Raw genomic sequence first — 19,607 nt, 5'->3', positions numbered from 1 at the left:
GCGTAGCCCCCGAGTCCTTTTGTGCTTTCGAACGCGTTGTATACGAAGCGGAAAACTCAAGGTGACCGCGGGTTGTACGAGGCTTCGGGATCGTGCATGCAGTGCCGCAGTGCCGCAAACGTCCTCGCAGGGACCGAGGAGGAACCAGACGTATGAGTTCTCTGCTGCTCCTGACCAATGCCCTTCAGCCGTCGACCGAGGTGCTTCCGGCCCTCGGCCTGCTGCTGCACAACGTGCGCGTCGCTCCGGCCGAGGGACCCGCTCTCGTCGACACCCCCGGTGCCGACGTCATCCTGATCGACGGCCGGCGTGATCTGCCCCAGGTGCGCAGCCTGTGTCAGCTCCTCCGCTCCACCGGACCCGGCTGTCCGCTGATCCTCGTCGTCACCGAGGGCGGCCTCGCGGCCGTCACCGCCGACTGGGGCATCGACGACGTACTGCTCGACACGGCCGGTCCGGCCGAGGTCGAGGCGCGACTGCGGCTGGCCATGGGCCGCCAGCAGATCGTCAACGACGACTCCCCCATGGAGATCCGCAACGGCGACCTCTCGGTCGACGAGGCGACGTACAGCGCGAAACTGAAGGGCCGGGTCCTCGACCTCACCTTCAAGGAGTTCGAGCTGCTGAAGTACCTCGCCCAGCACCCGGGCCGCGTCTTCACACGCGCGCAGCTCCTCCAGGAGGTCTGGGGCTACGACTACTTCGGCGGCACCCGCACGGTCGACGTGCACGTACGACGGCTGCGCGCGAAGCTCGGACCCGAGCACGAGTCGCTGATCGGGACCGTCCGGAACGTCGGTTATCGATTCGTTACGCCGGAGAAGGGCGACCGCGCGAGCGACGAGGCGAAGGCCAAGGCGGCCCTCGCGAAGTCGGAGGATGCGGGCACCACGGGCGATTCGGCCGCCCTGGACGCCGTGGAGGAGTCCGCCGAGGTCACCGCCGAGGCCTGACCGCCGGTACACGCGTGACGGCGCACGGCATGGTCCGCGCTCCGGGCGGGTAGTAACGAAGTCCTTACGCCCTGCCCAGAGCGGGTCCATCCGCGTAGACTCCGCGCGTGGCCAAGGTAACCAGGGATGACGTAGCGCGACTGGCAGGGACGTCGACTGCCGTCGTCAGCTATGTCATCAACAACGGACCCCGGCCGGTTGCCCCGGCCACGCGCGAGCGTGTCCTCGCCGCGATCAAGGAACTGGGGTACCGGCCCGACCGAGTCGCCCAGGCGATGGCATCGCGGCGCACGGACCTCATAGGCCTGATCGTGCCGGACGCGCGCCAGCCCTTCTTCGGGGAGATGGCGCACGCGGTCGAACAGGCCGCGTCCGAGCGCGGAAAGATGGTGCTGGTCGGCAACTCCGACTACGTCGCCGAGCGCGAGGTCCACTATCTGCGGGCCTTCCTCGGGATGCGGGTCTCCGGGCTGATCCTGGTCAGCCACGCCATGAGCGACAACGCGGCGGCGGAGATCGACGCCTGGGACGCCCGGGTCGTCCTGCTGCACGAACGCCCCGAGGCGATAGACGACGTCGCCGTCGTCACGGACGACATCGGCGGCGCCCACCTCGCCGTCCGCCACCTGCTGGAGCACGGCTACGAGTACGTCGCCTGTATCGGCGGCACCGCCGAGACCCCCGCGGTCGGCGACCCGGTCTCCGACCACGTCCAGGGCTGGCGACGCGCGATGGACGAGGCCGGCGTCTCCACGGAGGGCCGCCTCTACCAGGTCCTCTACAACCGGTACGACGCCTACAAGGCCGCCCTGGAGATCCTCGCCGACCCGGCCACCCGCCCCCCGGCCATCTTCTGCTCCACCGACGACCAGGCGATCGGCCTGCTGCGCGCGGCCCGCGAGCTGCGGATCGACGTACCCGGCGAGCTGGCGGTGGCCGGCTTCGACGACATCAAGGAAGCGGCCCTCGCGGACCCGCCCCTCACCACCGTCGCCTCCGACCGCCCGGCCATGGCCCGCGCGGCCGTGGACCTGGTCCTCGACGACGGCGTACGGGTGGCCGGTTCCCGCCGGGAGCGGCTGAAACAGTTCCCTTCGCGGTTGGTCGTACGTCGTTCCTGCGGCTGCGAATAGCCGCCCCGGACGGGGGTTTCCGCAGGTCCGCAGGCGGTCGGCGCGGGTCTTTATTTCGGGCATACGAGGTTCTGCCGTGCTTCTCAGGGAGCACTCAGTCAGCTCTCATGCGGGGGCGACAAGCTCTGTTCCATGACCGAGAGCTTCCGCCGCAGCGGCGAGTACGAGACCCCCCAGGGCCACGAGCCGCAGTCCGCGTACCCCCAGCAGCCCGTTGCCTCCTCTCCCGTGAACCCCGAGTGGCCGCCCCCGCCGGCGTACGAGCCGCCGACGGTCCAGCAGCCCGCGTACCAGGAACCGGCGCAGGTCCAGCAGGCCCCGTACGAGCAGCCCGCAGCCACCGCCACCCTGCTCGCGGAGGCCCCGGCCGCCGCCCCCGAGGGTGAGGCCTCCCCCTCCCGCAAGAAGCGCGCGAAGGGCCCCTTCGCCCTCCTCGCGGCTGTGGCGATCGTCGCCGCGGCCATCGGTGGCGGCACGGCGTACGGCATCCAGGAGCTGACCAACTCGGACTCCGCCGTGACCTCCAGCAGCACCAGCACCAACGTGGTGCCGTCGAGCGCGAAGGGCACGGTCTCCGGGGTCGCCGCGGCGGTCAGCCCGAGCATCGTCGAGATCAACGCGACCTCGAACGCGGGTTCGTCGACCGGCTCAGGCGTGATCATCACGTCCGACGGCGAGATCATCACCAACAACCACGTCATCTCCGGCGCCTCGTCCATCAAGGTGTCGACGAGCGACGGCAAGACCTACACCGCGCAGGTCGTCGGCACCGACAGCAAGAAGGACCTGGCCCTCATCAAGCTGGAGGACGCCTCCGGTCTGAAGACGGCGACCCTCGGCGACTCCGCCGGCGTCCAGGTCGGCGACGAGGTCGTGGCGATCGGCTCCCCCGAGGGCCTGACCGGCACGGTCACCAGCGGCATCGTGTCCGCCCTCAACCGTGACGTCACCGTCGCGACCGAGGAGAGCCAGAGCCAGGATCAGCAGCAACAGCAGGGCGGCGGCAGCGGCGGCGACTGGCCGTTCGAGTTCGGTGGCCAGGAGTTCAACGGCGACACCGGCTCGTCCACGACGACGTACAAGGCCATCCAGACGGACGCGTCCCTCAACCCGGGCAACTCCGGCGGCGCGCTCATCGACATGAACGGCAACATCATCGGCATCAACTCCGCGATGTACTCGGCGAGTTCGTCCTCGTCGGACGCGGGCAGCGCGGGTCTGGGCTTCGCCATCCCGATCAACACGGTCAAGTCCGACCTGGCGACGCTGCGCTCCGGCTCGACCACCTGAAGCCTTGATAAAGAGATAAGAGACAGGGGTACGTCATGATCAAGCAGGTTTCGCACAAGCTGACCGCCGGTACGGCCACCACCGGCCCGGCCGCCCTGGACCTCGCCCTCGGCGTGGCCTTCGCCCTGCACCCGCCGACGGCTGCGGTCCGGGCCCCGGAGGTGGCGACGGTCACGCGTACGGCAGCGGCCCGCAGGGCGACGACGCGCAGCCGCCGCCCCGCACTCAGCTGATCCTTGCCACAGCTGATCCTTTCCGCTGCCTTTCCTTTCCGCAGCAGACCGGAAACGTGCGAGGCTGAAGGCGCCCGCCATGTCCCACCGCACCCGAGGAATCCACGACCATGAGCCCCGCCGAAGGCGACCGTGACACCCAGCGCATCCTGATCGTCGACGACGAGCCGGCCGTGCGAGAAGCACTCCAGCGCAGCCTCGCCTTCGAGGGGTACGACACGGAGGTCGCGGTCGACGGCGCGGACGCCCTGGAGAAGGCGACCGCGTACCAGCCCGACCTGGTCGTCCTGGACATCCAGATGCCGAGGATGGACGGCCTGACGGCGGCCCGCAGGATGCGCGGCGCGGGCACGACCACGCCCATCCTGATGCTGACGGCCCGTGACACGGTCGGCGACCGGGTGACCGGCCTGGACGCGGGGGCGGACGACTACCTGGTCAAGCCCTTCGAGCTGGACGAGTTGTTCGCCCGGGTACGGGCGTTGCTCCGCCGCAGCTCCTACGCAGCCGCGGCCGTGGCGGGCAGCATCCCGGAGGACGAGGCCCTGACCTTCGCCGACCTGCGTATGGACCTCGCGACGCGCGAGGTGACGCGCGGCGGCCGGGCGGTGGAACTGACCCGCACGGAGTTCACCCTCCTGGAGATGTTCCTGGCCCACCCGCGCCAGGTCCTCACCCGCGAACAGATCCTGAAGGCGGTCTGGGGCTTCGACTTCGAGCCCTCCTCCAACTCCCTCGACGTGTACGTCATGTACCTCCGCCGCAAGACGGAGGCGGGCGGCGAGCCGCGCCTCGTCCACACGGTGCGGGGCGTGGGGTATGTGCTGCGGCAGGGCGGCGCGGAATGAAGCTGGGCATGAAACAGGTGGCGGTAGGCCGCCGGTTCCGCTCCTTGCCCATCCGTACCCGGCTGTCGCTGCTGGTCGCGGCGGCGGTGGCGTTCGCGGTGGCGGCGGTGTCGGTGACGTGCTGGTTCATCGTGCAGGGGAAGCTGTACGACGAGGTCGACAACGATCTGCAGAAGGCGACGGCTCGGCCCCAGCAGTACACCGAGGTGGTGGAGGCGCTCAGCAACTGCACCCAGACGCCGATCGAGACCAGCAACGACTTCCGCGCCCGGGACACCTACTACCTGCAGCTGGTGAAGACCGACGGAACGGCCTGCGTCTCGCTGACCTCCGAAGGCATGATCAAGGTCACCGACAGCGACAAGACCGTCGTCAAGAACGCGGCCAGTGGCAGCGGGATCTTCCGCAACGGAACCGACGACGACGGCAACGCCGTACGCGTGCTGACGACCCCTCTGATCATCTCGCAGGGTCCCGGCACTCAGCCGCAGATCTACGAAGGCGCCGTCCTGTCGGTCGCCGTCCCGCTCAAGAGCACCCAGTCGACGCTCAACGAACTGGCGCTGCTGCTCCTCCTCGTCTCCGGCATCGGAGTCGTGGGCGCCGGAGCCGCAGGCCTCGCGGTGGCCCGAGCGGCACTCCGCCCCGTCGACAAACTCACCGAAGCCGTCGAACACGTGGCCCGCACCGAGGACTTGACGGTCCGCATCCCGGTGAACGAGGAGAGCGAGGACGAGGTCGCCCGCCTCTCTCACTCCTTCAACTCGATGACGTCGGCGCTGGCCAACTCCCGGGAACTGCAACAGCAGTTGATCGCGGACGCAGGCCACGAACTACGCACGCCGCTCACGTCGTTGCGCACGAACATCGAACTCCTCACCCGCAGCGAGGAGACAGGCCGCCCCATCCCGGAGGCGGACCGCAAGGCCCTGCTCGCCTCGGTGAAGGCCCAGATGACCGAACTGGCCGCCCTGATCGGCGACTTGCAGGAACTGTCCCGCTCGGAGGGCCAACGGGGCGAACGCGTCCAGGTGGTAGCCCTGGAGGACACGGTGGAGTCGGCCCTGCGCCGAGCCCGCCTGCGCGGCCCGGAACTGACGATCACGGCGGACATCCAGCCCTGGTTCGTCCGCGCGGAACCCTCGGCCCTGGAACGGGCGGTGGTCAACATCCTCGACAACGCGGTGAAGTTCAGCCCGGAGGGCGGCACGATCGAGGTCCAGCTCGCGTCCGGTGTACTCACGGTCCGCGACCACGGCCCCGGCATCCCGGCCGACGAGATCCCCCACGTCTTCGACCGCTTCTGGCGCTCACCTTCAGCGCGTGCCCTGCCGGGTTCGGGGCTGGGGCTGTCGATCGTGGCGCGTACGGTGCAGCAGGCTGGCGGTGAGGTCACGTTGGCTCGGGCGGTGGGGGGTGGGACGGTGGCTACGGTGCGGTTGCCGGGGGCGGCTACTCCGCCGCCGGAGACGGTGTAGGGAACTCGATCGGGTCGGCTTCCTGCCAGAAGATCTCTTCGACCACGATCTGCGGATCTTCGGTTCGGCGGACGAAGCTGTACTTCAGCCAGCCGTGACCGTCGTCGAAAAAGCAGGTGTGGCGCCCCTTCGGATCAGTCGACCGGCCCGGCATGACCCTCATGCCCTCGGGAAGCCCGGCACCAGCATCGATGCCGCGGAAATACGGGTCTTTCGCCGTGACCAGTTCAGCGCGCACGGCGAGGACGATCTCCCGAACATCGTCGGGCAGGCCCTCGAAGGTGGCGAGGGCATCGATCCGCCAGTCCGCCTGCCAAGGCGGCCCCATGAACCCATCAGTCACTCGCCAGGCTCCAGTTCTCGGACCCGGTAGTGGATCTTGGCAGCTTCTTCCAGGAGTGCCTTGGCCTCGACGATGTCGGTGCACTCGTACGCGGCTCGGTGTTCGAGATCGCGCACGTACGCATCCAACTTGGGGTCACGGGCGAGGGCGTACTCACCCCACCAAAGGGCAATGAAAGCCGGCACCGGGCCGGTGTTGTACGCGTCGGCGATCGCCCACTTCCAGTGGGCGTCGAAGTCAGGGAGAAGCTCGGGAGCGTGCTGCGCAATGGCCGCGCGCAGCGCCTTCGGGGTCCGCTCGGGCATGGGAGGGACAACCGACTCGGGTTCCGCAGCGTGAGCAGCCATGACCGATGTCCTCCTTCGACGCGTCGTGTCTACGACCATAGCCGCGCTCACCGTCCCCACACGTACGGGTTCGCCGACACGTTCGGCACGTAGGCGGTGGCAGTGCTCTCTGTCATGACGTCACAGCGACCGGACCGCTCCCCTTGCCGTCCCGGTTTCCCGCCCCGTTCACCCGACGGTGTTCACACCCGCTGCCCCCTTGACGCCTCCCATGAACGCGGACCAGGACAACGTCAGTCGTTGGCATCCGGGCGGTCACAGGCAGCGCATTCGCTCCAGTGCTTCGCGGAGATCGCCGACCCAGCGGCCGTAGGCGGGGATCTGCTGAAGCTCGGTCAAGGACACGCGCTGTCCAAGGCGGTCGAAGTCGTACTCGGGACGGTGCCGTGGGCCGAACACCTGCCCAAGGGCCTTCTTCGGATCGGCGACCTTCTCGACCTCGCGCGGTGACCCGATCAAGTCCCGTAGCGCCGTTGCCGGGCCGTCGGGCAACGCGGCCGGGTCGGCGAGCATCCAGGCTTCCGTCTCCCGGACGGGGACGATCCCGATGACGCGTTCCGCGGACTGAGGGGCGCTCAGCCCGGCACGTAAGGCCTCGACCTTGCCTCGCTCATTGTGGTCGTGATGGACGATCACGATGTCCATGTGCTCCAGGAGCAGTTCGACCTCTTGGACTACGCGTTCACGGGGCGCGACGGTGAAACAGCTGCCGGGAGTCGTACCTACGAAGTCGAACCCGACCTCGGACTCCGACTCCAGCGCCTCCACCTGACGGTCGATGAGGGGTACGTAGAACCACTGGTCGCTCAGCCCCTCGGTGAGCAGCGCGATGCTCAAGTACCTACGCGCCATGGGCGTACCCCACGGGGTCGAGGTACTGGCGTACCTCGATGGGCGTCACGTAGGTGCCCCGCTCACCGCCTTCGGCGACCTTCCGTGCCCGGGTCAGGCGGGCAGGGGATTTGCCTTCGCCGAGGCGGGTGACGGTGTCGAGGAAGACGACGTCGTGGGGGGCGTCGTCGAGGAGGGAGGCGAGGACGACTGGGGAGTGTGAGGTCACGAGGATCTGACGGAGTCGTTCGCGAACACCGCTCCGACGAACTTCGTTCTCCTTCGCGGGCTCGTAGGAACCGAGATCGGTGGCGTGTCCCCTCAACCGTTCCAACAGCCTCGGTACACGGCTCGGATACAGGCCGTTCTCGGGTTCCTCAAACATCAACACACCAGGGTGGTCCGGGTCATGTGCCGCCGCCAGCAGTGCGAGCATGCGGAGAGTTCCGCCAGAGACGACACGCGGCGCCATTCTCGGCTCGTGCTTGTACTGGACCCAGATATCCCATTGAGCCCGGTCATGGTCCCGGACCACGTCGATCTCCCGGACATCCGGAAGGAGAGCGGACACATCTGCTTCGAAGGCCCATTTCCGCTCCGGATCGCCTTCCCACAATCGCCCCAGCACGGCCCCTAGGTTCCGTCCGTCCTCGGCCAGGCGATCGGAGTCGTACGCATCGGCGGGCTGCCGCATGGCCTCGGGAACGGGGTCGAGGATCCACCAGTTGGAAGCAGAATGTCCCAGTCCACTGGTTGCGAGCATTACGAAATGGTTGTCCGTCTCCGATCGAGGTCCTGTCCAGGACTGGAGGATGGCGGCATTGCTGTCGATCTGCTCGGCCGTCTTCGGTGACACCTCAAGGCGGTGGCTGTCGACTGCCTCGAATGACAGATCGACGGTCAGCGGTTCCGGAGCCTCGCGATAGCCGATGCTCACGTCGACACGCATGTGCACGGCTCCGATCTGGTAAGCCTGCACCAAGACCGTCGCGCCAATCCGGATCTCGTCGACCAGCTCACCGTCCGGCCCCCGCCGAAACAGCTCCCGGGGCCCGCCCCGCCTGGCATACCGGACCAGTGTCTGACTGCTGGGCTCCCTCACCAGCTGCCCGAGCAACGCGACCGCTTCCAGCAGGTTGGACTTGCCCGAACCGTTCGCGCCCAGCAGGACCAGGAACGGCGGCAGGTCGAGCGAGAAGTCGTCGAACGTCTTGAAGCCGTCGATCTCGATCCGGGTGATCACCGCTGCTCCTCACGCACCGCAGGTACACGAAACGGATGCAGCGCCACACTAACCGTCCGACCTGGACCGGGGCGCGCTACTCGCCCCTGACGGCCCCGACGAACACCTGCCACGACGCCGACCCGAAGAGCAGCGGGCGGCTGGTCGGGGTCTTGCTGTCCCGGACCGGAACCAGGCCCGCGTAGCCGTCGGCGACCTCGACGCAGTCGTTGTCTCCCCCTTCGCTGTAGCTCGACTTGCGCCACACAGCCGTGCCGAGGTCAGGGGTGTGCGTCATGATCTGTGCTCCTCCAGTAGGTCCCTGATGAACATGAGCGAGGCCGACGGGGACAACGCCATGTCGCGGAGCCGATCGTAGGACAGTCGGCGCCGCAGGACATCGTCCGGATCCTCGGTCAATTCACGGCATCCGTTGCCCTCCATGTAGGCAGCGGCAGTTCCGTCCTTCTGCCAGAGCACTGTCAGCGATCCACTCATGTGATGGTGAACTCCCGCCGAGAAGGGCAGCACTTGGAGTGTCACGTTGGACCACTGAGCCACTTCCTCAAGGTGAAGCAGTTGTTCACTCCACGTCTTGGCGCTGGCAGCCGGACGCCGAAACGCGACCTCGTCGATGATGGCGCGGACGTCGGACAGCGGCTTCTGCCGCAGGAGGTACTGCCTACCAAGGCGCGCCGCGACCAGCTCCTCGATCAACTCGTCGCTGTCCTCCGTTGTCTGGCCACCGGACAACACCTCACGGGCGAAGTCCTCGGTCTGGAACAGGCCGGGCACCGCAACGGCGAACTTCCACATCGCCCGAGCCGTCCCCTCCAGCCCCATGAACGCCTTGTACTGGTCCTTGAACGCGTCCAGCCGAGCCACCCGCCAGTGGCTCACCAGCAGGTCACCGGACTCGTAGTACGTGTCCAGGTCCTCCATGACCGTCACCTTGGACAACCGCTCGCCCGACTCCAGCCGGGAGAGGTAACTCTTGTCGTACCCGGTCTCCTCGGACAGTTGGCCCAGCGACTTGTCCGCCTGGCCCCGCAGGTACTTGAGCGTCCGCCCGAGCACTGCCCGCCCCGACTCCTGCTTCCCGTCGACCAGTTCGCCCACGTCACTCCTGCCCCTTGCCGGGCGCCCCGGACAACGCCCACCCTCTTCCGCAGCGTACGCCGAAGCAGTGACGATCGGAACACGAACGGTAATCACCGCTCGTCACACATGCCCCCCACCGAAGGACCCCGCCCATGCGTCTCCTCCCCTGGACCACCCCCGAAGGCAACCCCTGTTACCTCAGCACCGACAGCGATCTCAGCCGGCTCTCTCTCCTCGCCGATGACATCGAGGAAGCCCAACTGGACTCCGGGGAGCAGGTCTTGATGGGGGCGCGGGCCTTGCTCGAGGACCCCAAGGCGGGGGAGCGGGCCGTGCGGTTCGGGCTCACGCGGGCTGTCGAGGCGTTGGCCGATGTCCTGCGGATCGCGGTCAGCCGGGGTGGGCGGATCCCCGCGGAGTGGTGATACCCGGTACCCGGCACCCCGTGCCGGGATCCTCGGTCGCGGAGCCGAGCAGAGGTTCCGCTCCGCGACCGAGATTTTCCCCCGTTGCGAGATCAACAATGCCTGGGTGGCTTGCCCTTGTCGTTCGCAGGCGGTGCACACTTTCTTGGCCCTGCGTCTACTCCCCTCAGGGCAGCGTCTGTTGTCTGTGTTCCCTCGGTGACATCCCGTAGGCGGCCCTGAACGCCCGCGTGAAGTCCGACGGACGCTGGTAGCCCCAGCGGGCCGCGATCACATGGATCGGCGTGCCGCGCAGTGAGGCCTCCGCCAAGTCCTTGTGCGCGTTCTCCAGGCGTCGGCGCCGGATCCACGCCGCCACCGTCTCGCCGCCCGCCTGTTGCTGGAAGATGCGGTGGAGGTAGCTGAGGGAGATGTTGTGGGCGGCCGCTATCACCGGCGGGGTCAGTTCCGGGTCGTGGAGGTTCTGCCGGATGAATCCCATGACGTGTTTCACCGTTGCCCGGCCCCGCGTCTCCGGCGACAACTCACCCTCCGCCTCCAGCAGTTGCGCGAACCATGCCGACAGCAGGTCGAGGACCACCGTGCCCAGGCGCGGCGCGTCGGACTGCTGGAGCGTGTCGGCCTGCCGGTCCAGGCCGACGACGAAGTCCGCGAGCAGCGCACCGACCCCCTCCCGCCCCGGCAGGTTCCGGCCCAGCAACTCCCGTACCCGGTGCGGCGGCAGCGGCAGCAGCGCCTTGGGGAAGTCCACGGCCATCCCCGTGACGACACCGCCCTGACGGTCGTCCGCCGATCTCACGTCGTACGGCTGTGAGCTGTCGGCCAGGTGCAGGTCACGTGACGTGTACCTGCTTTCGCGCCCGGCGTGGTCGAGTGCCAGGCCGCCGTCGATCAGCAGCGTCAGGTGGTACAGCTCGGGGTCGGACTGGCGTACCAGTTTCGGAGTCCGTCGGTAGCGCGTCGGCTTGAACGACATCTGGCTCACGACCACCGGCCCCAGCTCCAACAGCCGCTGCTCCGCCCAGAATTCGGCGGCGTGGTCGCTGACGAGTGCGCTGGAGCGCGTCCGGCCGACCAGTTCCTGCCAGTAGTCGAACCTGTCCCCCGCAGGTACGTCATCCGTACGGAACACCGTCCCGATCATTCCGCTTCCCTCCGTCCGATCTCCGTCCCCGGTCTCCGGTCCATTGCTCCGCCCCCGGTCTCCGGTCTCCGGTCTCCGCTCCAGATCTTCCCCGCCGCAATACGGCAACCTTTCCGCCCCCGGCTGCGACAGCCAAGTGACATGGCTCTCCCGCCAGTTAACCCCCCACTTGATCGGAAGCCGCCGTGAGCGAGACCCGCAGCAAGCCGCCCCACAGTCGCAGCCGTCACCGCCGGCGCAGATCCGCCCTGGTCGTCGGCGTACCGCTGGCCCTGGCCTCCGCCGGAGCCATGGCCTACGACGGCGTCTTCGGTGTGTTCGGTGCGGACGCGCAGCCGAAGGCCTCCGCCGCGAGCGGCGAACGCCCGCAGCTGACCGACGCCCAGGCCACCGGCCAGGAGGTCGGCCAGGAGGTCGGCGACTGGCTCGGCGACTGGACGCCGACGGCCGGCTGACCGTCGTACACCCCCTCAAGACCGGCCGGGGAGCGGGGCACCGACGCCCAAGGGAGCGCACGTCGGTGCCGCGCTCCCCGGCCTCACCACCACACCACGCACGCCGCACCTCCCCAGCCCCTCCACACCCCTTTCCCAGGCCCACCACAGCCCGTAGCACCACGTTGTACGGATGGTTGCGCGGAAGATCCTGTTGGCCGATGACGACGCGGCCGTACGTGAAGGGCTCGACCGGGTGCTCCGGTTCGAGGGGTACGAGACCGTCCTCGCCGGGGACGGCCGCACGGCCCTCGCCTATGTGTCCGCACCGGACACCGCGCCCGACCTCGTGCTCATGGACGTCACCATGCCGGGCCTCGACGGGCTCGCCGCGACCCGGCGGCTGCGGGCCTCCGGATGCACCGTCCCGATCCTGATGATCACCGGACGGAACGCCGTCGGGGACCGGATCGTCGCCCTCGACAACGGCGCCGACGACTACCTGATGAAGCCCTTCGCCATCGAGGAACTCCTTGCGCGGGTACGGGCGTTACTGCGCCGCAGCCCACAACGCGTCCCCCCGCCCTCACCGCTCGCGGGCCTCACCTTCGAGGACGTCCACCTGGACCCACGGACCCGTACCGTCACCCGCGCCGACCGCCGACTCGACCTCACCAAAACCGAGTTCGCCCTCCTCGAATACCTGCTGCGGCGGCCCGGCCTGGTCCTGGACCGCGCCCAGATCCTCAAGGACGTCTGGGGCTTCGACTTCGAGCCCACGTCCAACACCCTTGACGTGTACGTCATGTACCTGCGCCGCAAACTGGAGAGCCGGGGCGAACCCCGGCTCATCCACACGGTACGAGGGCTGGGCTACACCCTCAGGGCCAACGTCAACGTCTCCTCCGGGCGGTAGGGCGTCCGGCCCAGTGGCGAGGCCAGCCTCGCGTACACCCCGCCCCGCGCCATCAGTTCGTCGTGCGTGCCCGTCTCCGCGAGGCGGCCCCCGTCGACGACCAGGATGCGGTCCGCGTCCGGGGCGAGGCTCAGATCGTGGGTGATCATGATGGTCGTACGGCCCGTCATCAGCCGGCGCAGCGCCGGGACTATCCGGCGGGCGGCGATCGAGTCCAGCCCGGCCGTCGGTTCGTCGAGGACCAGTACGGGCGCGGCGCGCAGCATCGCCCTCGCGATCGCGATCCGCTGCAACTGCCCGCCGGAGAGCGTGGCCGTGCCGGGGGCGATCCGCGTGCCGTATCCCTCCGGGAGCGCGGCGACGAAGTCGTGGGCGTCGGCCGCCCGCGCCGCCGCCTCGATCTCCGCGTCGCTCGCGCCGGGCCGCCCGCACTCGATGTTCTCGCGGATCGAGCCGTGCAGGATCAGCGTCTCCTGCGGCAGCAGGGCCACGTTCTCGCGCAGGAAGGCGAGGGGTACGTCGGTCAGCGGGACGCCGTCCAGGCAGATCACGCCGGCCGAGGGGTCGTAGAAGCGGGTGAGGAGTTTCGACAGGGTCGATTTTCCGGCGCCGCTCGCTCCGGTGATCAGGACCAGTTCGCCGGGGGCGGCCGTGAAGGTCACGTCGCGCAACGACTCGCGGTCCGTGCCGGGGTAGGTGAAGGACGCCCCGTGGACGCTGACCCAGCCCCGTACCGGCCACTCCGAAACCGGCTTCGCCGGGTCGCTCACCGCCGGTTCGGCGTCGAGCAGCTCGCCGAGGCGTTCCGCGCCCGCGGTCGCCGCCGTCAGGGTCAGGCCCAGCTGGCCGAGGCTGCGGATCGGCGGGTAGAGGTAGCCGACGAAGGCGGCGAAGGCGAGCAGCGCTCCCAGTGACATCCGGCCGGCCGAGATCTCCCAGACGCCGAGCCCGATCACCGTGAGGACGCAGAGCGTCTCGACGACCTCGACGAACTGTTCGTACATCTCGCTCAGCCGCGCCCCGCGCACACTCGCCCGCATCCAGGCGCGGGCCTCGCGGTCGAGGCGCTTCTCCTCGTCGCGGCGGCGGTTGTAGGCCTGGGTGAGGACGATGTTGCCGAGGGACTCCTCCACCACCGAGGTGATCGCGCCGTCGGCGACCCGCTCGTCCTGGCTGGCCGTCCTGATGCGGCCGGCGAAACGGCGGGCGGCGAGGAGGAAGAGAGGGGCCAGGAAGAAGGTGACGAGGGCGAGGTCCCAGCGCAGCCAGAGGGCGGCGGCGGAGTAGAAGACGGCCGAGAAGGCGGCGGAGACGGTGCCGACGACACCCGACACGACCATCTGTTCGATGGCCTCGACGTCACCGGTGAGGCGTTCCACCAGGTCGCCCTGGCGGTGCTTCTGGAAGAAGTCGGGCGGCAGATCCTGGACGTGCCGGAAGACGCCCGCCCTCAGCCGCAGTACGAATCTCTCGGCGGTCCAGGTGGCGAGCGAGTTGCCGGCGTAGCCGACGAGCGCGCCGAGCACGGCGACGGCCAGCCAGGCGCCGGCCGGGCCCCAGAAGGCGGAGAGGGAACCGGCCTCGAGGGCGTTGTCCGTCAGCTCCGCGAACAGCAGGATCGCGGCGGTCTCGGCCAGCGCGGACACCACCACGCACGCGACGATCGCCACCAGCCACTTCCGGTCGCCGCGCGTCAGCGGCCAGAACCGGCGGAAGGCCTCGCGGACTTCCCTCATGGTCACAACTCCCTTCCGTACTCCGGACATGGCTGAGGCGGGGCCACCGGGACGAGCGCACTCGCCCTCCGGTGACCCCGCCTCACAGCGGGCCTCAGCCCTGGTGCCCGACCGGACGGCGCTGGACCTTCTTCGGCGCGGCCTTCTTCAGGACCTTCTTCTTCGGCGCGGCGGGCTTGGCGGCCTTCTTGACGGGGGCGATCTTGTGGAAGCTCATAGGAATTCCCTCCCGGGTTATGAAACAGCTGTTGGTGGTTTGGTTTTCTCTGTGCTCTGCGTCAGTCCTTATGGGCGACCGGGCGACGCTTCGGAGCGGCCTTCTTCGGAGCCGCCTTCTTGGGGGCGGGGACGACCTTGCGGGCCTTCTTGACCGGGGCGATCTTCTTGAAGCTCATGTTGTTCTCCCTTGTTTCCGGTGTCGTTCGCTTTCGACATGGAAAACATTACGGGACCCGAGAAGCGAAAAAAGCCAATTCCGCTTAGACCTCGGTTAATTGCAGCTGAGACCGATTTTCAGGACATCCAGGGAACCGATCGGCAATTCACACAGGTCTTATTACGGGCATTACAAAGGGCCCAAGGCGACAAGCCTTGGGCCCTTTGAAATGTAACCATCAAACGCTACTGCACGATCGTGATCCGGTTCGCCGCCGGCGGCGCGATCGGTGTCGTGGCCGTGGAGTTGGCGGTCAGGTAGTCCGCCAGCGCCGCCAGATCGTCCGTGCCGACCAGGTCGTTCGTGCCCTGGCCCAGCGTCGTGAAGCCGTCGCCGCCGCCCGCGAGGAAGCTGTTCGTCGCGACACGGTAGGTGGCGGCCGGGTCGATCGCCGCACCGTTCAGCTTGACCGAGTCGGTGACGACGCGTTCCGCGCCCGTCTTCGTCAGGTCAAGCGTGTAGGTGAGCCCCGAGGACACCTGGAGCACCTTCGGCGAGGCCGCGTTGGTGCCGCTCACCTGCTCCTGGAGTACGGAGATCAGCTGCGCGCCGGTGAAGTCCTGGAGGTTGACCGTGTTGGAGAACGGCTGGACCGTGAAGCCCTCGGCGTAGGTGACCACACCGTCGCCCTCGGAGCCCTTGGCCGCGTAGGTCAGGCCCGCGCGGATACCGCCCGGGTTCATCAGCGCGAGGTCGGTCTCCGGGTCCAGCTCCTTGCCGTACGCCAGTTGCGCGTCGGCGATGAGGTCGCCCATCGGGGACTCGGTGCCGACGTTGGTGATGTCGCCCGAGATGAAGCCGATCGCGCGGTTGCCGATGGGCGCCGCCAGGGTGTTCCACTTGGCGATCAGCTCGGTCATGTCCGCGGCCTTGGCGACGGTCCGGGTGACCACGTGGTTCGCGGAGGAGACGGCCGTACGGGCGATGTCACCCGTCCAGCGGTCGTACGTCAGCGTGGTGTCCGTGTAGAGGCGGCCGAAGGCGGCGGCCGAGGTGACCGTGCGGGGCTTGCCCGACGGGTCGTCGATCGTGCAGGCGTACGCGGAGTGCGTGTGGCCGGTGACCAGCGCGTCGACCTTCGGGGTGATGTTCTTCGCGATGTCGACGATCGGGCCGGAGATGCCGGAGCCGCCGCCCGCCGCGTCGCAGTCGAAGTTGTAGGCCGAGGAAGCCGGCAGGCCGCCCTCGTGGATCAGGGCCACGACCGACTTGACGCCCTGGCGCTCCAGCTCCTTGGCGTACTTGTTGATCGTCTCGACCTCGTCCTTGAACTTGAGGCCCTTCACGCCCTCGGCGGAGACGACACCCGGGGTGTCCTCCAGGGTCACGCCGATGAAGCCGATCTTGACGCCGTTCTTCTTCCACACCCAGTAGGGCTTGAGGATCGGCTTGTTGGTCTTCTCGTTGAGCACGTTGGCCGCGAGGTAGGGGAAGTCCGCCCCCGAGAACTTCTCGCCCTCGACGTAGCAGCCGTCGACCGGGTGGCAGCCGCCGTTCTGCATACGGGCCAGTTCCGTGGCTCCCTCGTCGAACTCGTGGTTGCCGACCGAGGTGACGTCCAGCTCCAGGCCGTTGAGCGCCTCGATGGTGGGCTCGTCGTGGAAGAGGCCCGAGATCAGCGGGGAGGCACCGACCATGTCGCCGCCGGCCGCCGTGATGGAGTACGGGTTCTCCTTGCGCGCCTCGCGCAGATGCGTGGCGAGGTACTCGACACCGCCCGCGTCGATCGTCTTCGTCGTGCCGTCGGCCTGGAGTTCGGTGACCCGGCCGGAGGAGCCGGACGGCGGCTCCAGGTTGCCGTGCAGGTCGTTGAAGGACAGCAGCTGCACGTCCTGGTAGCGGCTCGGCTTGCTGTGGCCGCCGGGCTTGGACGTCGTCTCGCCGGCGCTGGCCGGGAGCGCGACGGCGAGCGCGCCGACCGTGGCGATACCGGCGGCGGTGGCGAGCAGCGCGCGCGTACGGCGTCTGCGGCGGTGGTCCGGCTGGGGTGTGGCTGGCATGTGCGCCCCTGAGGTTCGCGAGGTCCGGAAGAGGAAGGGACGCCCTCCTGAGACGCGCGAAGACGCGCGGAGTCGTAAGAGGACGTAAGAAGTACGTGAGAACTCAGTCCCATCCCGGCGCAGCCTAGGGTCAACGCGCGTAGCGCGACAGGGGTTCAGGGTTACGGAACGGTTGCCTCACCGGGAGATTCGCCATGAATCGGGCAGGCCTTACCCTCGTAGCCATGACCAGCGACGACACCGCGCCCTCCGGCCCCCCCGCCTTGTCTCGTTCCATCGACACCCTGGCCGCCCTCGATCCCGGGCAGGCCGACGCCGTTCTCGCGCTGCTCACGGACGCCGCCCGGATCGACGGCCAGCAGGCGGTGTCCGAGCAGGGGCGGCTGCAGCTGCGCGGGGGCGCCCGCGAAGGCGTCTCGCACTTCCTGCTCTCCGCCGGCGGCCAACTCGTCGGCTACGCACAGCTGGAGGACACCGACCCGGTCGAGGCCCCGGCCGCCGAACTGGTCGTCCACCCGGCCCACCGCGGCCACGGCCACGGCCGCGCCCTCGGCTCGGCCCTGCTGGCCGCCTCCGGCAAGCGGCTGCGCGTCTGGGCGCACGGCGGCCACTCCGCCGCCCGGCATCTCGCGCAGGTCCTCGGCCTCACCCTGTTCCGTGAACTGCGCCAGCTGCGGCGCCCGTTGACCGACCTGGACCTGCCCGAGCCGAAGCTCCCGGCGGACGTGAGGGTACGGACGTTCGTCCCCGGCGAGGACGACGCGGCCTGGCTCGCGGTGAACGCCGCCGCCTTCGCCCACCACCCCGAACAGGGCTCGCTGACCCAGCGCGACCTCGACGACCGCAAGGCGGAGGCCTGGTTCGACCCGGAGGGCTTCTTCCTCGCCTTCCGCGAGGGCGAACTCATCGGCTTCCACTGGACGAAGGAGCACGCGGCGGAGGGCCTCGGCGAGGTGTACGTCATCGGCCTGCGCCCGGGGGCCCAGGGCGGCGGCCTCGGCCGGGCGCTGACGACGATCGGGCTGCGCCACCTGGCGGGGAAGGGCCTGCCCACGGCGATGCTGTACGTCGACGCGGACAACACGGCGGCGGTGAAGCTGTACGAGCGGCTGGGCTTCGCGACCCACGAGACGGACCTCATGTACCGCACCGAGTCCTGAACGTAACCCCGCACCGGGGGCGGTGATCTTGACACCGCCCCTCTCTTGGACCACCCTTTCACTACTCAATTAGTGAAAGGGTGGTTGTACGCGTGGTCGAGTACCGCATCGACAGGCGCACCGGCGTCGCCACCTACCTCCAGATCGTCCAGCAGACCAAACAGGCCATGCGCCTGGGCCTGTTGGAGCCCGGCGACAAGCTGCCCACGGCCCGTGAGGTCGTGGAGGCCACCGCCATCAACCCGAACACCGTCCTGAAGGCCTACCGCGAGCTGGAGCGCGAAGGCCTGGTCGAGGCCCGCCGGGGCCTCGGCACGTTCGTCCGGAAGTCGCTGGGGGCGGCCCCGGCGGACTCCCCGTTCGGCGCCGAACTCGACGACTGGGCCAACCGGGCCCGTGCTGCCGGGCTCGAACGGGACGACGTGGCGGCGCTGTTCAACTCCGTACTCGACACGCATTTCAAGCAGGACCAGGGATAAGGGGGACCAGGGATGAGCGACACCGCCATGGAGGCGGCCGGACTGGGCAAGCGGTTCGGCCGGCGGAAGGGCTGGGCGCTGCGCGAGTGCGCGTTCCGGCTGCCGGCCGGGCGCGTCTGCGCGGTCGTCGGGCCCAACGGCGCCGGCAAGTCGACGCTGCTGGCCCACGCGGCCGGTCTGCTCAGGCCCACCGAGGGCACACTCACCGTCCTCGGCACCAGCCCGGGAGCGGCCCGCGAACGCATGGCGTACGTCGCCCAGGACAAGCCCCTGCACCCTCAGCTCACCGTCGAGGACACCCTCCGCTACGGCCAGGAGCTGAACCCCCGGCGCTGGGACAAGGCCGTCGCCGAGCGGATCGTGGCGGACGGCGCCCTCGATCCCGACGCCAGGATCCGCACCCTCTCCGGCGGTCAGCGCACCCGGGTCGCGCTCGCCCTCGCCCTCGGCAAGCGCCCCGAACTGCTGCTCCTGGACGAGCCGATGGCCGACCTCGACCCGCTCGCCCGGCACGAGCTGATGGGCACGCTGATGGCCGACGCCGCCGACAACGGCACCACGGTTGTCATGTCCTCGCACGTCGTCTCCGAGCTGGAGGGCTCCTGCGACCACCTCCTCCTCATCGGCGCCGGCCGGGTCCGCCTCGCCGGCGAGCTGGACGACCTGATCGCCGCCCACACCCTGGTCAGCGGCCCGGCCGCCGACCTCGGCGGACACACGGTCATCGAGTCCCGTACGACGGGCCGCCAGACCACCGCCCTCATACGCCCCGGGGGCCGCCTCGCCGGGACCTGGCAGAGCGCCACCCCCACCCTGGAGGAACTGGTCCTGGCCCACCTCCGCTCCCCCGAGGCCCCGTCGCTGCAGCTCAGCGCCGAAGACCCGACCGAGTCGGCGGAGGCCACCGTATGACCACCCTGACCGCCGCCGAGGCCCCGGCACAGAAGCTCAGCACAGAAGACGCGGACACCTCGGCCGCCCTCACGGCCGCCGAGACCCCGGCGCGGACGCCCGGCGCGGACACCTCGGCCGCCTCCGTGGAGGCCGCCGTATGACCACCCTCGCCTCCGCCGAGACCCCGGCGCAGAAGCCCGGCAC

Annotated in this window: 23 protein-coding genes; 13 read left to right on the top strand and 10 right to left on the bottom strand. The window is 69.1% G+C overall.

From position 1 onward, the window contains the following. Positions 1-152 precede the first annotated feature (152 nt). The 6 genes from LUX31_RS24525 to LUX31_RS24500 all read left to right on the top strand — a co-directional run bounded on the left by LUX31_RS24525 (position 153) and on the right by LUX31_RS24500 (position 5,935). Positions 153-953, top strand: a complete 801-nt coding sequence (locus tag LUX31_RS24525; protein ID WP_235477111.1) for a response regulator transcription factor — start codon at positions 153-155, stop codon at positions 951-953. A gap of 107 nt (positions 954-1,060) precedes the next feature. Next, on the top strand, positions 1,061-2,086 hold the full coding sequence (locus LUX31_RS24520; protein ID WP_235477110.1) for a LacI family DNA-binding transcriptional regulator: 1,026 nt from the start codon (positions 1,061-1,063) through the stop codon (positions 2,084-2,086). A gap of 132 nt (positions 2,087-2,218) precedes the next feature. Further along, positions 2,219-3,376 (top strand): S1C family serine protease, encoded by a 1,158-nt coding sequence (locus LUX31_RS24515; protein WP_235477109.1) that lies wholly within the window; start codon positions 2,219-2,221, stop codon positions 3,374-3,376. A 35-nt stretch (positions 3,377-3,411) separates the two neighbouring features. Beyond that, complete coding sequence (locus tag LUX31_RS24510) at positions 3,412-3,609, top strand: hypothetical protein (protein WP_235477108.1); 198 nt, start codon at positions 3,412-3,414, stop codon at positions 3,607-3,609. Positions 3,610-3,719: 110 nt separating this feature from the next. Further along, positions 3,720-4,457, top strand: coding sequence for a response regulator transcription factor (locus LUX31_RS24505; RefSeq protein ID WP_235477107.1), 738 nt, complete (start codon positions 3,720-3,722; stop codon positions 4,455-4,457). Between the two features lie 8 nt (positions 4,458-4,465). Continuing rightward, the gene (locus LUX31_RS24500; protein ID WP_235477106.1) at positions 4,466-5,935 is read left to right on the top strand and encodes a HAMP domain-containing sensor histidine kinase; all 1,470 of its coding nucleotides are present in this window, start codon (positions 4,466-4,468) and stop codon (positions 5,933-5,935) included. Here the strand turns inward: LUX31_RS24500 and LUX31_RS24495 are convergent. The 6 genes from LUX31_RS24495 to LUX31_RS24470 form a co-directional block, all read right to left on the bottom strand. Beyond that, entirely contained in the window at positions 5,910-6,278 is a 369-nt protein-coding gene (locus LUX31_RS24495) for a hypothetical protein (protein WP_235477105.1), read from the bottom strand. The two genes, LUX31_RS24500 and LUX31_RS24495, sit on opposite strands and share 26 nt — an antisense overlap. Continuing rightward, positions 6,275-6,625 carry a hypothetical protein gene (locus LUX31_RS24490; RefSeq protein WP_235477104.1) on the bottom strand — a complete coding sequence of 117 codons (351 nt, stop codon included), beginning with the start codon at positions 6,623-6,625 and terminating at the stop codon, positions 6,275-6,277. Before LUX31_RS24490 ends, LUX31_RS24495 begins: the two co-directional genes overlap by 4 nt. 255 nt (positions 6,626-6,880) lie before the next feature. Continuing rightward, the gene (locus LUX31_RS24485) at positions 6,881-7,477 is read right to left on the bottom strand and encodes a DUF4276 family protein (RefSeq protein ID WP_235477103.1); all 597 of its coding nucleotides are present in this window, start codon (positions 7,475-7,477) and stop codon (positions 6,881-6,883) included. After that, a complete protein-coding gene (locus tag LUX31_RS24480) occupies positions 7,467-8,699 on the bottom strand; it encodes an AAA family ATPase (RefSeq protein ID WP_235477102.1) in 1,233 nt (410 codons plus the stop codon). Before LUX31_RS24480 ends, LUX31_RS24485 begins: the two co-directional genes overlap by 11 nt. 76 nt (positions 8,700-8,775) lie before the next feature. Further along, positions 8,776-8,976: a DUF397 domain-containing protein gene (locus LUX31_RS24475; protein WP_235477101.1), complete on the bottom strand. Its 201-nt coding sequence runs from the start codon at positions 8,974-8,976 to the stop codon at positions 8,776-8,778. Beyond that, the gene (locus tag LUX31_RS24470; RefSeq protein WP_235477100.1) at positions 8,973-9,797 is read right to left on the bottom strand and encodes a helix-turn-helix domain-containing protein; all 825 of its coding nucleotides are present in this window, start codon (positions 9,795-9,797) and stop codon (positions 8,973-8,975) included. Before LUX31_RS24470 ends, LUX31_RS24475 begins: the two co-directional genes overlap by 4 nt. A 134-nt stretch (positions 9,798-9,931) precedes the next feature. Between LUX31_RS24470 and LUX31_RS24465 the strand changes: the two genes are divergently transcribed. After that, on the top strand, positions 9,932-10,204 hold the full coding sequence (locus LUX31_RS24465) for a hypothetical protein (RefSeq protein WP_235477099.1): 273 nt from the start codon (positions 9,932-9,934) through the stop codon (positions 10,202-10,204). Between the two features lie 166 nt (positions 10,205-10,370). On the opposite strand, the gene LUX31_RS24460 is transcribed toward LUX31_RS24465, so the two are convergent. Further along, on the bottom strand, positions 10,371-11,348 hold the full coding sequence (locus tag LUX31_RS24460) for a helix-turn-helix transcriptional regulator (protein WP_235477098.1): 978 nt from the start codon (positions 11,346-11,348) through the stop codon (positions 10,371-10,373). 185 nt (positions 11,349-11,533) lie between these two features. Between LUX31_RS24460 and LUX31_RS37705 the strand changes: the two genes are divergently transcribed. Then, positions 11,534-11,803, top strand: coding sequence for a hypothetical protein (locus LUX31_RS37705; protein ID WP_328285690.1), 270 nt, complete (start codon positions 11,534-11,536; stop codon positions 11,801-11,803). A 172-nt stretch (positions 11,804-11,975) separates the two neighbouring features. Further along, a complete protein-coding gene (locus tag LUX31_RS24450) occupies positions 11,976-12,698 on the top strand; it encodes a response regulator transcription factor (RefSeq protein ID WP_235477097.1) in 723 nt (240 codons plus the stop codon). Here the strand turns inward: LUX31_RS24450 and LUX31_RS24445 are convergent. From LUX31_RS24445 to LUX31_RS24440, 3 genes are all read right to left on the bottom strand, one after another. Continuing rightward, a complete protein-coding gene (locus LUX31_RS24445) occupies positions 12,656-14,434 on the bottom strand; it encodes an ABC transporter ATP-binding protein (protein ID WP_235477096.1) in 1,779 nt (592 codons plus the stop codon). The two genes, LUX31_RS24450 and LUX31_RS24445, sit on opposite strands and share 43 nt — an antisense overlap. 94 nt (positions 14,435-14,528) lie before the next feature. Continuing rightward, positions 14,529-14,651, bottom strand: a complete 123-nt coding sequence (locus LUX31_RS37520; RefSeq protein WP_268828187.1) for a hypothetical protein — start codon at positions 14,649-14,651, stop codon at positions 14,529-14,531. Between the two features lie 404 nt (positions 14,652-15,055). Continuing rightward, entirely contained in the window at positions 15,056-16,870 is a 1,815-nt protein-coding gene (locus tag LUX31_RS24440) for a bifunctional metallophosphatase/5'-nucleotidase (protein ID WP_235477095.1), read from the bottom strand. 224 nt (positions 16,871-17,094) lie between these two features. Between LUX31_RS24440 and mshD the strand changes: the two genes are divergently transcribed. The 4 genes from mshD to LUX31_RS24420 all read left to right on the top strand — a co-directional run bounded on the left by mshD (position 17,095) and on the right by LUX31_RS24420 (position 19,564). Further along, positions 17,095-18,030: a mycothiol synthase gene (gene mshD, locus LUX31_RS24435; RefSeq protein ID WP_235477094.1), complete on the top strand. Its 936-nt coding sequence runs from the start codon at positions 17,095-17,097 to the stop codon at positions 18,028-18,030. Between the two features lie 92 nt (positions 18,031-18,122). Next, complete coding sequence (locus tag LUX31_RS24430) at positions 18,123-18,509, top strand: GntR family transcriptional regulator (RefSeq protein WP_235477093.1); 387 nt, start codon at positions 18,123-18,125, stop codon at positions 18,507-18,509. Between the two features lie 12 nt (positions 18,510-18,521). Further along, the gene (locus tag LUX31_RS24425) at positions 18,522-19,421 is read left to right on the top strand and encodes an ABC transporter ATP-binding protein (RefSeq protein WP_235477092.1); all 900 of its coding nucleotides are present in this window, start codon (positions 18,522-18,524) and stop codon (positions 19,419-19,421) included. Beyond that, positions 19,418-19,564: a hypothetical protein gene (locus LUX31_RS24420; RefSeq protein ID WP_235477091.1), complete on the top strand. Its 147-nt coding sequence runs from the start codon at positions 19,418-19,420 to the stop codon at positions 19,562-19,564. Before LUX31_RS24425 ends, LUX31_RS24420 begins: the two co-directional genes overlap by 4 nt. The last annotated feature ends 43 nt before the right edge of the window (positions 19,565-19,607 follow it).

The sequence above is a fragment of the Streptomyces sp. GQFP genome, assembly GCF_021545335.1.
GTDB lineage: Bacteria > Actinomycetota > Actinomycetes > Streptomycetales > Streptomycetaceae > Streptomyces.
The sequence above is the reverse complement of the archived record's forward strand: the minus strand, read 5'-3'. Positions and strand labels throughout refer to the sequence as shown.

Excerpts from the sequence above, each read along its gene's own strand:
- LUX31_RS24500 (WP_235477106.1), top strand. The coding sequence starts at position 4,466 with ATGAAACAGGTGGCGGTAGGCCGCCGGTTCCGCTCCTTGCCCATCCGT.
- LUX31_RS24450 (WP_235477097.1), top strand. The coding sequence starts at position 11,976 with ATGGTTGCGCGGAAGATCCTGTTGGCCGATGACGACGCGGCCGTACGT.
- LUX31_RS24485 (WP_235477103.1), bottom strand. The coding sequence starts at position 7,477 with ATGGCGCGTAGGTACTTGAGCATCGCGCTGCTCACCGAGGGGCTGAGC.
- LUX31_RS24515 (WP_235477109.1), top strand. The coding sequence starts at position 2,219 with ATGACCGAGAGCTTCCGCCGCAGCGGCGAGTACGAGACCCCCCAGGGC.
- LUX31_RS24475 (WP_235477101.1), bottom strand. The coding sequence starts at position 8,976 with ATGACGCACACCCCTGACCTCGGCACGGCTGTGTGGCGCAAGTCGAGC.
- LUX31_RS24425 (WP_235477092.1), top strand. The coding sequence starts at position 18,522 with ATGAGCGACACCGCCATGGAGGCGGCCGGACTGGGCAAGCGGTTCGGC.
- LUX31_RS24465 (WP_235477099.1), top strand. The coding sequence starts at position 9,932 with ATGCGTCTCCTCCCCTGGACCACCCCCGAAGGCAACCCCTGTTACCTC.
- LUX31_RS24490 (WP_235477104.1), bottom strand. The coding sequence starts at position 6,625 with ATGGCTGCTCACGCTGCGGAACCCGAGTCGGTTGTCCCTCCCATGCCC.
- LUX31_RS24525 (WP_235477111.1), top strand. The coding sequence starts at position 153 with ATGAGTTCTCTGCTGCTCCTGACCAATGCCCTTCAGCCGTCGACCGAG.
- LUX31_RS24460 (WP_235477098.1), bottom strand. The coding sequence starts at position 11,348 with ATGATCGGGACGGTGTTCCGTACGGATGACGTACCTGCGGGGGACAGG.
- mshD (WP_235477094.1), top strand. The coding sequence starts at position 17,095 with ATGACCAGCGACGACACCGCGCCCTCCGGCCCCCCCGCCTTGTCTCGT.
- LUX31_RS24445 (WP_235477096.1), bottom strand. The coding sequence starts at position 14,434 with ATGAGGGAAGTCCGCGAGGCCTTCCGCCGGTTCTGGCCGCTGACGCGC.
- LUX31_RS24440 (WP_235477095.1), bottom strand. The coding sequence starts at position 16,870 with ATGCCAGCCACACCCCAGCCGGACCACCGCCGCAGACGCCGTACGCGC.
- LUX31_RS24420 (WP_235477091.1), top strand. The coding sequence starts at position 19,418 with ATGACCACCCTGACCGCCGCCGAGGCCCCGGCACAGAAGCTCAGCACA.
- LUX31_RS24510 (WP_235477108.1), top strand. The coding sequence starts at position 3,412 with ATGATCAAGCAGGTTTCGCACAAGCTGACCGCCGGTACGGCCACCACC.
- LUX31_RS37520 (WP_268828187.1), bottom strand. The coding sequence starts at position 14,651 with ATGAGCTTCCACAAGATCGCCCCCGTCAAGAAGGCCGCCAAGCCCGCC.
- LUX31_RS24505 (WP_235477107.1), top strand. The coding sequence starts at position 3,720 with ATGAGCCCCGCCGAAGGCGACCGTGACACCCAGCGCATCCTGATCGTC.